General features: G+C 27.1%; 15 protein-coding genes and 1 tRNA gene. 10 read left to right on the forward strand and 6 right to left on the reverse strand.

The genetic code is table 4. The features are described 5' to 3' along the window. Positions 1–56: 56 nt before the first annotated feature. The 4 genes from NPA10_RS00145 to deoC all read right to left on the reverse strand — a co-directional run bounded on the left by NPA10_RS00145 (position 57) and on the right by deoC (position 3,795). Complete coding sequence (locus tag NPA10_RS00145; protein WP_256547518.1) at positions 57–566, reverse strand: hypothetical protein; 510 nt, start codon at positions 564–566, stop codon at positions 57–59. Between the two features lie 288 nt (positions 567–854). After that, positions 855–1,268, reverse strand: a complete 414-nt coding sequence (locus NPA10_RS00150; RefSeq protein ID WP_256547519.1) for a cytidine deaminase — start codon at positions 1,266–1,268, stop codon at positions 855–857. After that, entirely contained in the window at positions 1,252–2,589 is a 1,338-nt protein-coding gene (locus tag NPA10_RS00155) for a thymidine phosphorylase (RefSeq protein WP_256547520.1), read from the reverse strand. Before NPA10_RS00155 ends, NPA10_RS00150 begins: the two co-directional genes overlap by 17 nt. A 63-nt stretch (positions 2,590–2,652) precedes the next feature. Continuing rightward, positions 2,653–3,795: a deoxyribose-phosphate aldolase gene (gene deoC / locus NPA10_RS00160; RefSeq protein WP_256547521.1), complete on the reverse strand. Its 1,143-nt coding sequence runs from the start codon at positions 3,793–3,795 to the stop codon at positions 2,653–2,655. A 158-nt stretch (positions 3,796–3,953) separates the two neighbouring features. Here deoC and NPA10_RS00165 point away from each other — a divergent pair, with 158 nt between their 5' ends. Continuing rightward, positions 3,954–4,463, forward strand: a complete 510-nt coding sequence (locus tag NPA10_RS00165) for a redoxin family protein (protein ID WP_256547522.1) — start codon at positions 3,954–3,956, stop codon at positions 4,461–4,463. Positions 4,464–4,528: 65 nt separating this feature from the next. Here the strand turns inward: NPA10_RS00165 and NPA10_RS00170 are convergent. Both NPA10_RS00170 and NPA10_RS00175 read right to left on the reverse strand, forming a co-directional pair. After that, positions 4,529–4,605 (reverse strand) — tRNA-Arg (locus NPA10_RS00170). A 19-nt stretch (positions 4,606–4,624) separates the two neighbouring features. Beyond that, positions 4,625–5,686 carry an alpha/beta fold hydrolase gene (locus tag NPA10_RS00175; protein WP_256547523.1) on the reverse strand — a complete coding sequence of 354 codons (1,062 nt, stop codon included), beginning with the start codon at positions 5,684–5,686 and terminating at the stop codon, positions 4,625–4,627. A gap of 312 nt (positions 5,687–5,998) precedes the next feature. On the opposite strand from NPA10_RS00175, the gene NPA10_RS00180 reads away from it, so the two are divergent. From NPA10_RS00180 to NPA10_RS00220, 9 genes are all read left to right on the forward strand, one after another. Further along, positions 5,999–6,985: a ComEC/Rec2 family competence protein gene (locus NPA10_RS00180; protein ID WP_256547524.1), complete on the forward strand. Its 987-nt coding sequence runs from the start codon at positions 5,999–6,001 to the stop codon at positions 6,983–6,985. Positions 6,986–6,992: 7 nt separating this feature from the next. Continuing rightward, positions 6,993–7,460: a hypothetical protein gene (locus NPA10_RS00185; protein WP_256547525.1), complete on the forward strand. Its 468-nt coding sequence runs from the start codon at positions 6,993–6,995 to the stop codon at positions 7,458–7,460. Between the two features lie 320 nt (positions 7,461–7,780). Continuing rightward, complete coding sequence (locus NPA10_RS00190) at positions 7,781–7,957, forward strand: hypothetical protein (protein WP_256547526.1); 177 nt, start codon at positions 7,781–7,783, stop codon at positions 7,955–7,957. A 23-nt stretch (positions 7,958–7,980) separates the two neighbouring features. Continuing rightward, entirely contained in the window at positions 7,981–9,192 is a 1,212-nt protein-coding gene (locus NPA10_RS00195; protein WP_256547527.1) for a hypothetical protein, read from the forward strand. Positions 9,193–9,228: 36 nt separating this feature from the next. After that, positions 9,229–10,341 carry an ECF transporter S component gene (locus tag NPA10_RS00200; protein WP_256547528.1) on the forward strand — a complete coding sequence of 371 codons (1,113 nt, stop codon included), beginning with the start codon at positions 9,229–9,231 and terminating at the stop codon, positions 10,339–10,341. Positions 10,342–10,406: 65 nt separating this feature from the next. Next, on the forward strand, positions 10,407–10,991 hold the full coding sequence (locus NPA10_RS00205) for a hypothetical protein (protein WP_256547529.1): 585 nt from the start codon (positions 10,407–10,409) through the stop codon (positions 10,989–10,991). Positions 10,992–11,023: 32 nt separating this feature from the next. Further along, the gene (locus NPA10_RS00210) at positions 11,024–11,794 is read left to right on the forward strand and encodes a hypothetical protein (RefSeq protein ID WP_256547530.1); all 771 of its coding nucleotides are present in this window, start codon (positions 11,024–11,026) and stop codon (positions 11,792–11,794) included. A 65-nt stretch (positions 11,795–11,859) separates the two neighbouring features. Further along, positions 11,860–13,212: a DEAD/DEAH box helicase gene (locus tag NPA10_RS00215; protein WP_256547531.1), complete on the forward strand. Its 1,353-nt coding sequence runs from the start codon at positions 11,860–11,862 to the stop codon at positions 13,210–13,212. 540 nt (positions 13,213–13,752) lie between these two features. Next, a complete protein-coding gene (locus NPA10_RS00220; RefSeq protein ID WP_256547532.1) occupies positions 13,753–14,565 on the forward strand; it encodes a F0F1 ATP synthase subunit A in 813 nt (270 codons plus the stop codon). Positions 14,566–14,609: the final 44 nt, after the last annotated feature.

The following is a 14,609-nucleotide window of genomic DNA, read 5'->3' on the forward strand; positions in this document are numbered from 1 at the left end:
ATAATTTGAAAACCCTCTCAAATTAAAGTCTGAGAGGGGTTTTTATTGATAATAATTTATTTTATAAGAACAATACGAGCTTTAATTCAATCATAAATTTCTTGTCTTATTATTGAATAATCTTTTTGCCCTTGGAGTTCTTTAATGAAATGTACAAGTGTGTTTTCAATGGGGCTGGGACTAAGTGAATCAAATGGTTTTACTGAATTAGAATCGGTTTTTAAGAGATTAGTGGTTGTTCATTCTAAGTGTCAGCCAAATTGGTATAAAAAAGCTTTTAAATAAAGTAAAGCAAATCTTTTATTGCCCTCTAAAAATAGGTGCTTTTTTAACAAAAGAATGAAAACATCAGTTATAAAATACAACAAATTAAATTGATTGTGACTAACAGAAGAATCAGTATCAATTAAGTCTTCTTCTAAATAAACATATTTATTAATGATACCTTCCAACAAATCAACAGCTTGTAAATCATGCAAAGGTTTATAAAAAAATTGTTTTTCAAAAGGGATAGTAGCAAGAATTTCTTGGGTAAAATCTTCTAAAGATTCTAAGACCATCAACATTCAAATCCTTTTTTCTTCAGAGTTAAAAGATAATGCAAAATTAATCATTTTTATTTTTAAAGTTAGTTATTTTAAAAAAATACCTAAGTAAAAATAGAAAAAATGTAAATTATCTAATGTAAGACATTACAAAAAGATAATTTACATTTTTTCTAATTTTTGTAAAGTAATAACAAAATTTTTTCAATCATCTTCTTGCATTAAACGATCCATGGCATCTTTAATATCTGCTTTGGTAATCTTCAGTTTAGCATCCATAATATAAATTAATTCCAATAGGTTTTAGTTTTATAAAAATTGATTATTAAATGCTTCTGGTAATAATTCATAAAAAAAGAATTTATTATATGTACCATCATGAGCATAAACATAAACAATACAATTGGGCGCAACATGATCAGATAAAGTCTGACGACAAGAACCACACATATTAGCCTTTCCAGTTACATCATCGGTTAACAGATGCACTTCTTTAATGGTGGAAGCGCCATTTAATAAAGCAGAAAATAAAGCTGTTCGTTCAGCACAAATTGTATTGGGATAAGCAGAATTTTCAATGTTAAAACCGTGAAAATAACCGTTATCAGTAACTACAATAGCCGCAACGTGAAATTGAGAATAAGTACACATTGCCTTAGGTAAAATTTGTTGTAATTTTGCAAAAATTTTGTTTTTTTCAAAAAGTTTATTTACTTCGAGCATAGTTTTCTAGTAACTTCAAAACATTAACTGGTTTTTTACGAATAGCAATTTTTTCTTCCAATAAGGTAAGAACTTTATTGTTAATTGGATTAGATGAATAGAGTGTGATTAATAAATCGCCTTTACTTATTTTATCGTTAAGTTTTTTATGAAATCGTAATCCAGCGTGAACATCGATACTATCAGTTTTAGTTTTTCGTCCAGCACCTAATTCGTTAGCAACATAACCAATTCCATCGTTGGATAGAACATCAAAATAACCAGATGTTGAAGCGTATAGTTTTTTTTGATACTTAGGTTTAAAAAAACTATTAGCTTTTCATATTTTAATGTCACCACCAAAGCTTTTAAATCATTCAGTTGCAACTTGCAATCCGGCTTTAGTTTTCAAAACATCTAAATATTTCTTTTTAGCAGCTATTTTATCTTTGGCAAGCTTAGTTGCGACTAAAATATCGATCGCAAATTCTTGAATTAATAAAGCTAAATCTTTAGCAACTGATTCGTTGTTTAAAAAAGAATAAGCTTCTGATAACTCAATTAAATTTCCTACACTAGAACCTAGTGGCTGTTGCATGCTTGTAATATGTAAAAATAAATTTACTTTAAACCGAACAGCAATTTTATCTAAAGCAGTTGCTAAAGCAACAGCATCTTTACGAGTGCGAGAGAAAGAGCCCGATCCATATTTAACATCTAAAAATAAATAATCAGTTTTTAGAGCTAATTTTTTAGACATAATGCTTGCTGCAATTAAAGGAATTGAATTCACAGTTCCACTAACATCTCGTAAAGCGTACAGAATTTTATCAACTGGTGCAATTTCTTTGGATTGTTCGATTACAAACATTCCGATATCTGATAATCTTTTAGCAGCATTATCTAAAGGAATATTAGTTCGAACATTAAGAGAATTTAGTTTATCAATTGTTCCCCCAGTGTATCCCAAACTTCGTCCTGATAATTTGGCTACATTCAGTCCACACGCAACAAGAATTGGCAACAAAATCAAAGAGACTTTATCACCAATTCCACCAGTTGAATGTTTATCGATAATTTTTTTTCTGGAATAACTCTTTAAAGAATAAATTTTTCCAGAATGCAAAATTGCTTTCGTTAAATAATAAGTTTCATCGTCATTCATGCCATTAATGGTAACTGCCATTAATCAAGCAGTGATTTGATAATCAGCAATTTTTTGTTGATGCACCAATTGAATGAATTCTTCAATTTCAGCTTCAGTATGAGCTTGTTTGTTTTTTTTCTTTTCAATAAAGGAGACAATATTGAAAATTTCTTTATTTTTACGTTTAATTTTCATTCTAACTATGTAAGGATATTAATTTTTCTGCCTAATTTTAGTTACTAGTTTCTAGTAATTAATTTAATAATTATCATCCTCATCATTTATGTCATCATCACGATCGTGACTGTTAGAAATTTCATCGAGAACTGATTCGGTTGAATTGAATTCAAAGGTTTCATCGGGATGATTTTCTTTTTCATCAATCACCTCATGGCTGTGAGAAACAACAGTTTCGGTTGAATGAAAATCAAAAGATTCGACAGAACTATCGTTTGTTTGTTCGTTGGTTTCTTCTTTGGTTGAATAAGAAGAATCAGCAGACATTTCGTATTCTTCTAATTCTGTTTCGTTTAACTCGTCTAATTGTAAGAAGGTGTTTTCGTCATAACGGTCTTCTTCAAAATGATTAGTTGGTTGTTCAAAAGTTGGCTCATTGACTACTGGTTCAGCAACAGGGGCGTATGAATAATCTTCGACTGATTCTTCCATTTGATAATCATCACTTGAATAATCATCATCAATCATTTCAGTATCGATATAATCATTTTTAACTTGTTTGTCTAAATCACTCACTAAATACTCATCATAAATAGCTACACCAGCTGAAGTTCCGATTCTTTGCGCGCCTGCTTTAATCATTTCTTTGGCATCAGCATAATTGCGAATGCCACCAGAAGCTTTAATTCGAATTTCAGAATTTAGTAAAGAACGTAACAAGGTTACATCCTCAACAGTTGCACCTTTATCTTTACCAGCAAAACCAGTAGATGTTTTAGCGTAATCGGGAGAAACATGATTTAGAATTTCACAAGCTAAGTGTTTTTCTTCTTCGCTTAAAACTCCAGTTTCTAAAATAACTTTTAAAACCCGACCTTTAATTGCTTTTTTAATTGATGATAGTTCGTCAATTAAATATTCTCGATCACCCTGTTTTAACTTATTGATGTTGATTACAACATCAATTTCTAAAGCACCATCTAGAGCCGCTTGAGTTGCTTCAAAAACTTTAGTTTTTGTATCGGTATATCCTAACGGAAAACCAACAACAGTACAAACTCGAGTTTCTGAATGTTCTAGTTTGGCAGCAGCTAGTCTAACATAACATGGGGGGACACAAACAGATTTAAATTTGTATTGCAATGCTTGATCACAAAGAGCAATAATATCTTCTTGTGTTGCATCGGTTTTTAAATTTGTTTGATCGATATAACTATTAATCATTTTTAAATTTTGAGTATTTCTCTTGAATATTGTAAAATATATTTTTATTATAATATATAGATTTAAAAATTAGAATTGATGTTAAATACTGTAATTTAATTCAATCAAAAACATGAAATTTTAATTTCAATAAATCAATAAAATCGAAAGGTACAAACGTGGCAATTAGAGATTTTTTATTATCAGAAATTCCAGGAGTTAAATTAAAAGTAGGAGATCAATTTCCTGATTTTAATTTATACAGTCACAAATTTGAAAAAGAACAACTTTCTTCGTTGAAAGCTGATCTAAAAGTAGTAATGATTGTTCCTTCATTATCAACAAGTTTGTGTGATGTTCAAATGAAAGAGTTATCTGAAGAATTAACCAAATCACAAAACCTTTTAATTGGTGTAAGTAATGACTCACCAATTATTGGTTCAAGTTGATGTGGTGCTAAAAATTCTGAAACAACTTTAATGTTTTCATTAGCTGGTTCAGGGCAACATGGGGTAGATTTAGAAAAAGCAATTGGAGTTTATATTCCTGAATGTGAATTTTTGGCTTATCGAGCTGTTTTTGTTTTAGACAGTAATAATAAAGTTTTATATGCTGAATATGCTCCATCCTTAAAAACTGGATTGGATTTAGCCAAAGTTAATGAATTTGTTGTTAGCCATAAAAAATAATTTTTTGATTAATACCAATTAAAAACAAAAAAACACCAGAAATATTTCTGGTGTTTTTTATATTATGGCACGCCCGGAGGGGCTCGAACCCCCAACCGTCTGATCCGAAGTCAGAAACTCTATCCAATTGAGCTACGGGCGCAAAATAACTAAGCTAAATTTTAACTTAGTTTAAAAATCTTTTTGAAAATTTTTTTCAATCAACTTACTTTTTTAATTTTTTGATCAACTTTTTCGCTAATTTTTAAGGCATCAGAATCATTATCAAAGTTCATTTGCCGATTAAATTCTGATGGATTCGAGTTATTTAGATCGACAGTTGAAGTTGGTTTTTCGTAGGTAAATTCATCATTATTTAAGAAATTTAGAACATTAATGTAATAACGACCACTAGCTTGTAAAAATGGTACATAACCAGTATTTTTAACTTCAAAAACCTTTAAACGATCAAATCTATCAGTAAAATAATTAATATCAGATTGTAAATCAGTTAATTTGGAATTTTTACCTAAAACTAAAAGGGTTGGTACCATTTGAATTTCTTCATAATATAAGCGTTGAGCGTTTTCTAAAAAATTTTTGTTATAAACTTCTTCAAAAATAGAAAGAAAATTGTTTCGATTTTTAATTAAATAATTCAGTTCTGAAACTAAATCTTTTTGGTAATCACTGTAATTAGTTAATTCATTAAAGTTATGAAATTTAGCTTCTTGAGATGCACATAAACTTTGTAGGTCTTGGGGAAGAATCATGGCTTCATAGTTTTTGACTAATTTAAAACTATCTAAAGTTAATGGAGAAACAAAAACAAGTTTGTTGATATTGCCCGGAATTTTTCTTGTAACAGCAGCAGCAACTAAAGCTCCAAATCCGTGACCAATAATTATTAATTCATCTAAACGGTGATGCAGAATGTAATCAGTTACTAATTCAACGATATCATCAAATTTCAAATTCGGTTTAACAGGAGTTAAACCATGACCTGGGTAATTAATTGCATGGTATTCATAATAAACTATCTCTTTGGCAAAACGTTCGTGAACAGAATAGTTAGATGTTAAATCTGGTAAAAATAAAATTTGTCCCCGAATTTCAAAAAAGTTTTGCAAATTATATTCAGTCTTTGCTTTTGAGAACGAATCAAGATTTTTTAAAGTAGAGAAATCTCCATATTCTTGATCATTTTGATATTTATTATTAAAAGTATTTGTATCGTTATTCATTAGTATTATTCGTATTTTAAAAAACTCAGTATTAATAATTATACAATAGAGTAAATTATAATAATTTATTTTTGGTTTGCCACTTTTTAAAGTAGATTAAGAAATTCTCTTTTTTTAATTTTTTTGTTTAATAAATGATCAGAAAAATTCTTGTTTCTTATTATGAAAAACCAATTATATTTTTTGAAGAAGAAGCCGTGAAATGAACTGAATTTTAAGTGAAAGTTGAATTGAAAAAAACTGGATTTAGAATTATTTTATTTTGCTATTGTTTTAATTTGATCAACTTGATTTTTTAATAAAAGTGATTGAATGTATTTAGGTTTCATTCCGTTGTTCATGATAGTTTTATATTACTTAAAACTCAAGTGAATGATGGTCATCATTATTACAAGCTTAGCAGTAGGAGTTGGCTATAGTTTATCACTATTAAGTATTAATCAAAATAGTTCTGTTTTCAACTGATTATGACCAAATAATCGTTTCCATAATGTTATTCTGAAATGAATGGATCAAATATACCATCAAAGATCAAGTGGAGAATTAGTAAAAATGCTAATTCTAAATGTTTATGATTACAAAACCGATATTTATGAAATTTTTCGGGATTTAAGCATTTTGCATTTAGTTGTTGTTAGTGGATTACATTTTCTTCTTTTAGAAAAAATAATTAAGAAAATTTTCTTTTTTAATAAAAATTTTGGGAATATAGCATCTTTTATTTTCATTGGTTTTTACTGAATTGTTATTGATTTTAAATATTCAATGTTTCGAGTTATTTTGGCTGCATTTTTTAAAAAAGATAAACAAGATAATTTTTATGGTCATTGAGCCAAAGTGGCAATTAGTTCTTTGACGTTTAATCCCAAAATATTTTTAAGTTACAGTTTTCTTTTAAGTATGGGAATTATTTTCTTAATTAAATATATTGTCAATTTAAAATTACGTTCCAAAGTTTTAGGGTGATTTTTAATCAATTTTGTAATTTGAATTTTTGTAACAGCGATTTTTCTATCCATTACTAAAAGAATTTATTACTTTGCTATTTTTAATAATTTTATTTTTTCTGGAATAATATTGGGGTTATATTTCTTTGTTTTTTTAACTTGATTTATAATTTATCTTATTCCCTTAATACAGAAAATAGTTGAATTTTTTTTATGAGTTATTAATTTGATGCATTTTAATCGCATGTATTATTATGCTACTTTTTGAAACTCATGACATTCACAAGGATTAATTTTCTTTTTATTCATTTTCTTGTATTTCATTTACTTATTAAATAAAAAATTTAATTAATTTTTTTATGATCAATTTATATTATTGTCTAGATCCTGGTGTTCTTGAAAGTTTAAAAGAAGATTTTGTTAGAGAAAATTTGAATTACCAAGTAATTTCTTGTGAAAGTTTTGAAAATTTATTCGGATCTTTAGAACAAAATAGTTTATTTGATGCACCCGAAGCTTTTATTATTAATAATCCCATTTTTTTAACAAATAAATGAAAGGAAATGCGAGAAAAGGATAATGATAGCAAAAGTAATAATTTACAAATTGATCGATTTGTAAGAATTATGCAACATTTAAAAATGAGTAATATAAATGTTTTGATTTTAGTCTATAGTCCTAGTTTATTAACCAATAAAAGTATTAAAGGTTTATTAGATTTAGTAGATAATTCTGATCATAAAAAAGAAGTTTTAAACGCGCGTACTAAAAAAGCTTTTATTGATAATTTAATTAAAAAAATAATGTGAAATTTGAAACGAATTTAAATAATTTAGTTTATGATTTTTTTCCAAAAGACGCTTTATTTATTCGTGAAATTTTTCATAAAATCGCATTCTTGAAAAGAAAAAAATATCAATGAAAGATTTACAACAACTAGTAGGCAATTACAAGGAACAAGATTTCTTTTTATTAATCGATTGATTATTGTCTGAAAAAAAGAATGAATAGAAGTTTTTAACAATAAATGCACTAATTTAGAAGATGCTAAATTTTTGTTAAATATTTTAAATTATAAGGTTGAGGAATTATTTGCTTTTTATTTTTATAAAAAAGTATAAACAATATAATGAAAATAGCAGAATTAATGGGTCGTCCACCATATGCTTTAAATTCTTATGTAAAGATATATAATGATTTAGGCCCAAAATTAAGCGCTAAATTGGATAAAATTATTGTAAAATTATTTGATTACAATGTATCTATTCGTAAAAATGATGCAATTAGTGTTTTGGAATTGAAAAAGACATTATTGTCTTTTTAGAACACTATGTTTGGAGGTAAACCGTGATCGCTAATGCAGTGATTAATCGTGAATACAACCGCCTAAAAAAATATTTAGATATTATCTTAAGCTCAAAATTAGTTGTTGATGATTTAATCAGAAAAAATGAACAATTAAAAAAAGCAATTACTCATTCATTAGACATTTTTTATTTTTTGTCAGACAAAAAAAATGATGTTGCTGAATTGGATGAATTTATTGCTAAATATAATGACATCGTCGGTTTAAAATATGCAGTTTCTAAAACTGTAAATTTCGATGATGAATATGATCTAATTGATGATATTAATTATTTAAATACAGTTATTAAAAATCTTTATGGTTGTGACATTAATGATTTGCCTTCAAAATCTGATGCACAATCTGAGTCAGAACCAGTTATTCAAGCAACAGAAGAGCCAAGAGTTTTTTCTAGAGCACAAAGCGTTCAAGATAATAAAACATTTGCTGGAAATGATAGTGATTTTTTAAATCCAGAACAAATGCGTGAAGCTTTGAACGAAACTGCTAAATCATTTGCGGCTCAACAAAGATTGCGAGCAGAAATTGAAAGTGGTATTTTTTATATATATAAAACTAAACCTCGAGAAATTATATTTTTAAAATATACTTTATTTTTCTTGTTTAGTTTAATCTCATTATTAAGTATTGTTTTTTCAATTTTAATTCTGGTTAATAATTCATCTAGTTTTTCTTTATCTTTAGATGATTATCAAAAAATTTTAGGATTAAATAGTGAACAAATTGCAAATTTGAGAAGCCGTTTAAATGGAGCAGATCAAATTCAATTAATACCAGTAACTTCATTGGTAGTTGGAATTATTCTTCTTTCTATTTCGCTTTTTTCTTTAACTAAAATTTATCGAGATCTCTGAGGACAGCATAACGATAATATTAAATACTTTCTTTCAACAAGAATTTTGGCATTTATTTCAATTGGAATTTTAGTTATTTTTTTATTTAACTCTCTTGAAAATTTCAGATCTATTTTTATTTTTTCATTACGAGGAAAAAATTATTTTGCTGAAAGCGCAAGTCTTAATGTCAAACTTCGCGATTTATTCTCTGCAATTTATTATATTTACATGATAATAGTGATTCTTTGTGCAGTTTGTATTTTATTGTTTGTCTCAGCAATTTTCTTGAATCCAAAACGAGATGATGCGAAAATTCGGGATAGAATAAATACCATTTTATTCGAAATGAATCGTTAAATTTTTCACTAAAAATAAAATATAGTTGGTGCTTGAATGAATAAAAATTTAGCATTTCAAAAAAATAAAAAAAATTGAAGCAAATTTAAAAATAGGTATCTAATTAATCAAAAAATTAAGGGTTGAATTCAAGGTTTTGATCAAAGAATTACAGCCCTTTTTTTTATTCAAAAATATAATTTATTAAAAAGCAGAATTTTATTTAATAAAAATTTTGCCAAAATCATTCATTTCTTCTTTCCAATTTTTCCGGCCAGTCCATTTCGAGTTATTTCTTACATGGTAATTTTGGCTGTATTAATTGCTATTCGCTTAGTTCTAGGTAAATTTTCTATTCCTTTAAGTTCATTTGGCACTAGAATTTCTTTAGCTTGAATTCCGGTTTTTGTAATTGGTTGATTTTATGGTCCAATCTATGGATTTTTATTTGGATGAGTTACTGATTCTTTAAGTTATTTGATAACTGGAGGAACATGATATTACCTCTATGCTTTACAAGAGCCAACTGTTGCATTATTTTCAGGAATAATCGGTAGTCTATCTCGAATTTTTCGAAATTCAGAAAAAATATGAATCCATCTAGTTATTCAACAAATATTGTTCATTACTTTTTTAAGCATTTCTTATGGCTATATTATTTGGTGATTTAATACTCAAGAGCCTAATTTCAAAATAAACTGATTTAATCAAGGATTATTTGTTACTAGTTTAGTAGCTTTATCAGTTTTCTTTTTGATTTTTGAAGCAATTGTGTTTTACACTTATTTCAAACGAAGAAAAATTTTATTAACTTTTCTTTATGCTTCAATCATTTACACATCAATGATTTTTTTATGGTCTTTTTTATTAGGACCAAAAATTGCTATTATGTATTATCAATTTTTAAATAATGGGCGAACCCCAGAATTGATTAATCAGTATGGACCTGTTGTTTACTTGATTCCGCGCATTTTGCGTGAAACAATTTTCACTCCAATCCGTACTTCAATTCTAACTTTAGTCATTTTTGTTTTGACTCCCATTTTCGAAAAAACATATAATCAGTTTAAAAATTCATACTACATGAACCAAATTTCAGAATTTCAACCTAATCTAAATCTGAAATTAACATCTATTGATCAAGATTCAGGTAGACAGAACCCTAAATAAAATAAAGGTCTTTTTTAGAGTATAATTAAAAGCTAGATATCTTTTTTTGGATAAATTTGAAGTATATGATTAAACAACAGTCACAAAAGAACGAAAGATCGTTTTTTCTTACTATTACTGATATAACTTTTCGCAGTTTTATCGGCCTTTTTTTAGGAGCATTTATTTTGTTTCTAATTTTGGCTATTCTTTATAATTTGCAAGTTTATGTAAACTTTGCTTTTTACACCGCTTTAGGATTAGTTGTTTTTCTGATTGGTTATTTTTTATTACTAATCTGAAATTCTCGAAAAATCAGAGCAACAGAAGAAACAATTGATCAACGTTTAAAAATTAATTTAATTATTGGCATTATCAGTACAGTTTTAGCCTATTTCATTATTGCTTGGCTATTAATGATTTTTATCGGATCTTTTAACGGATTTGGCATTACTTTCGCAAGTAACAATCAAGTTTTAGCCTTGACTAGTGACCCATACACTACAAAAGTAATTGGTTTCATTCTTTTTTATGTATTTGTAACTTTATCTTTACTAATCTTTATTACTTATACCGGATACTTAAGATTTAAAGACAAAGCCAACTTTACCTTTAATGCTCGTCGTAAAATGGTTGAAAAAGTCCGAAGCGAAGCACAAAAACGTGTATAAACTTTTTAAGTAAATTCCCAGATTTTTAAATTATGAAAAATATCAAAATTACCGCACCATTCATTTTAAAAAGAAAAGATCAAGAAAAAACAGTTGATCCGAATGATACTGTTGCTGCTTTAGTGCAAAAACAAGAACTTTCAAAAAAACGTAACCGAGAATTATACGAACGTTTTTCTGGACATTTAGGCACTCCAATTTACACTGAACCCCGTTATGAAGATAATTTTAAATCCGTTAAAGATCTTCATTTTGAAAGAAATTTACAACAAAATTTAGCTCAACAAAGATTAAGTTTACAACATGAAATCTTAGAAATTACTAGCAATGCTCGAATGAAAGTTCAGTTCAAAGGCAAAGACAACAGAATCGCAGAATCTTCATTTCATGGCAAATTGCCACCAAAACTTGATTTAGATATAATTAAAAATTTTGAAACCAATTATCAAGAATATAGTGAACTTTCTAAATTAGACGAAAGTATCTTGGGTCAAAAAATTAGTTATCGAGTTTATGAAAACTATGAAACCAGTGAGTTAGAATTAGAATCATTAAAAGCTAAAGGTTTACAAGAAAGAGATATTATTCGTGATAAAAAAGGACGTATCTTAATTCCTAAAGATGTCTTTTTAAAATACGGTAAACCTAATTTTAGTTATGAAACTAAATACATTTCTAGTGGCAACTATGAATTTAGTTTGCCTAACTACAAAAAAAGCTTAATTGAAGACGGTGGCCGTACTTTATTTCCAAACACTAAGGCTGAATCTTTCAAAGAAACAAAAGTTGAAGAAAAAGAATAAAAAATTTAAAAAATGAAAAAAATATCTTGTGGACTTCCACGAGATATTTTGTTTTTTAATCTAATATGAAAAAAGCGCAGTGAAAATTAACAAATAATCAACTGGTTGATGAATTAATTAAAAATAAATTTTTATATCCTAATCCAGCTCAGATTGAAATCTTTGATAACCTCAACAGAAAAAATAACAGTATCCTTGTTGCACCAACAGGAACTGGAAAAACAATTAGTCTTTTAATTTTCTTAATTGATTATCTATTAAAAAAACCTGATCAAAAAGCTTTTTTTGTTTTCCCTACTAAAGAACTCATTCAGCAAGTTTTCGATGTTGCAAAACAATTAAACTTTACTAAATTAATTAAAGTAGTTATTTTAAATAAAACAACCAAAATTGAAAATTTAATTCAGAAACATTTAATTTTAGCCACTCCTGAGCGTTTGAAAGTTTTTAGTAAAGAGATTAAAAACCATTTACAAAAATTTCGACTTGTTTTAGCTTTAGATGAAGTGGATGTTTTAATTGAAATGGGTTTTCTGAATGATATTCAGTTTTTCATTAAAGAAAATAGAGGTTTAATCACGAAAAAAATTGCAGCCTCAGCTACTATCCCCAAGGGCTTAATGCAACAGTTAAAAATTTGATTCAAAACTTATGAATCATTAATTTTTAATCAGAAAAAAATTACCGAATCCAAACATTATTATTTAATTACTCGACCCGAAAAGAAAAATAATGATCTATTAGTTATTTTAGATTATTTGAATACTTTAACTGGGTCAATTGTCTTTTTTAATACAAAAAAAGAATTAGAATCAGTTCACCAATGAGTTGTTCAAAATTCACAATTTCGTCCGATTTTATTTCATGGAGAAATGCAAGAACGCGAACGAATTCAAGCTATGAATTTAATTAATCATCGCAACATAGTGACTATTTTTGCTACGGATTTATTAGCACGAGGAATTTCAATTAAACATTTACAAATGGTTATTAATTATGAAATGCCCAAAGATAATGTTTGATACATGCATCGATCAGGTCGAACTGGTCGATATAATCAGCCAGGAAAAATTATCTCATTAGTAACTGATAATGAATTTAACATTATTAATCACTTAACTAAAAAAGATATTAAATTTTACGAAGCTAAACTGAATAATAAAAAAATTGTTTTTAAAGACCAAACTTTTAAAAAAATAAAAATTAATGAAAATTTAGAAACAGAGATTAAACAGATTATTGCTAAAGCTCCTAAAAAAATTAAACCAAATTATAAAAAGAAAATAAAAGTTCAAATTAAAAAAGCTAAAACTAAAGCAAAACGTCAAGAAATTGAAAAAAACATCAAGAAGAAATTAATTGATAAATGAAAAGAAGAGTCGCGAATTAAACGAACAACTAAAGAAAAAAATGGCTAATGAAATTATTTTATTCATACCGATATTTAACTAAGTTTATCTTATTGAATTGTTATTTAATTTTATTAATGGTTGCAATCGTATTAGACTTAACACAACTTCGTGGAGCAACCACTTTTAGTTATTCACTGATTTTTTCAACAATTTTTAATTTAATGAGTTATTGATTAAATGAGCGTATTCATTACAAAACGTTTCAAAATTTTCAAAAAGAAATTAGAACAAATCAAGAAAATGAAATTACAAAAAAAATAGTTAAAACTAAATTATTTCTTGTTTATTTCCTAATTATTTTAATTGCAATAACTGGTTTGTGATTTGGTATTTTAATTAATTACTTAGTCAATAACAACATTTTTTCGATCCTTTTTATTATTTTAGGGATTGTTCCAAACCAATTAGCTTACCTCTTTAGCATCTTCATTATTTTTTTGGAAAAGTTTGTGATTAGGTATAAATTATAGAAAAAAGGTATAAAATACTTTATTAGTTTTAGAAAAGAATTCGCAAATTTGAATTCTTTTGAGAAAGCGTGATTTTATGAATAATTCACCACAATTTGGCAAATATGCAACGCAACCAACCGAACATATTTGGAGTTTTATTGCTGTCACAATTTTTGTTTTAGGTGTCGGGATTTATTATTATCTCTCCATTAAAAAATTAAAAACAACTGAAGTACCTAGAGGTTTGGCTTTTTTTGTTTTACTTTATATCGATTGAGTTCGCAATACAGTTGTGGATATGTTAGGTAAAAGGTATGAAACATTTACCTGATATTTTTTATATATTTTTACAATTCTGTGATCATCTAACTTGATTGGTATTGCGGGATTAGAATCATTAGGAAGTTCATTTACAGTGCCGTTGTCATTGGCTCTGATTTGTTTTTTTGGAACTTTTTATTTTGGAATTAAATACCAAAAATGACATTATTTAAATGAATTCACAACTAAAATTGGTTATAAAAAGTGAAAAATTCCAATTCCTGATCCATTAAAATGGATTGGTAAACTAAGCCAAAATTTCTCTTTGATGTTTCGTTATTGGGGAAATATGTTTGCTGGCTCAATTATTTTAGGTGCTTTATACGAATTAATTGTTAACAATTTTGTTGGTCAAAGATTTGGTTATTTAGGAGCAACAATTTCTGGATTTGTGGTTTTTCCATTGCACATGTATTTTGATATGGTGCCAGGATTAATTCAACCATTAATCTTCATGATGTTAACTTTGTCATACTGAACAACAGAAGCGAATATGTCAGCTGAGCAAATGAATGAAGTGCCAAAAAGAATTCAATCAAAACGTTTCTTCAGTACAGAATCGTTAATGATGCCAGATTTTATTTAAAGAATTAATAGAAAATTATTGAAAAAATAAGAACAAGATTATTT

This window comes from Mycoplasmoides fastidiosum (assembly GCF_024498275.1).
GTDB lineage: Bacteria > Bacillota_I > Bacilli_A > Mycoplasmatales > Mycoplasmoidaceae > Mycoplasma_N > Mycoplasma_N fastidiosum.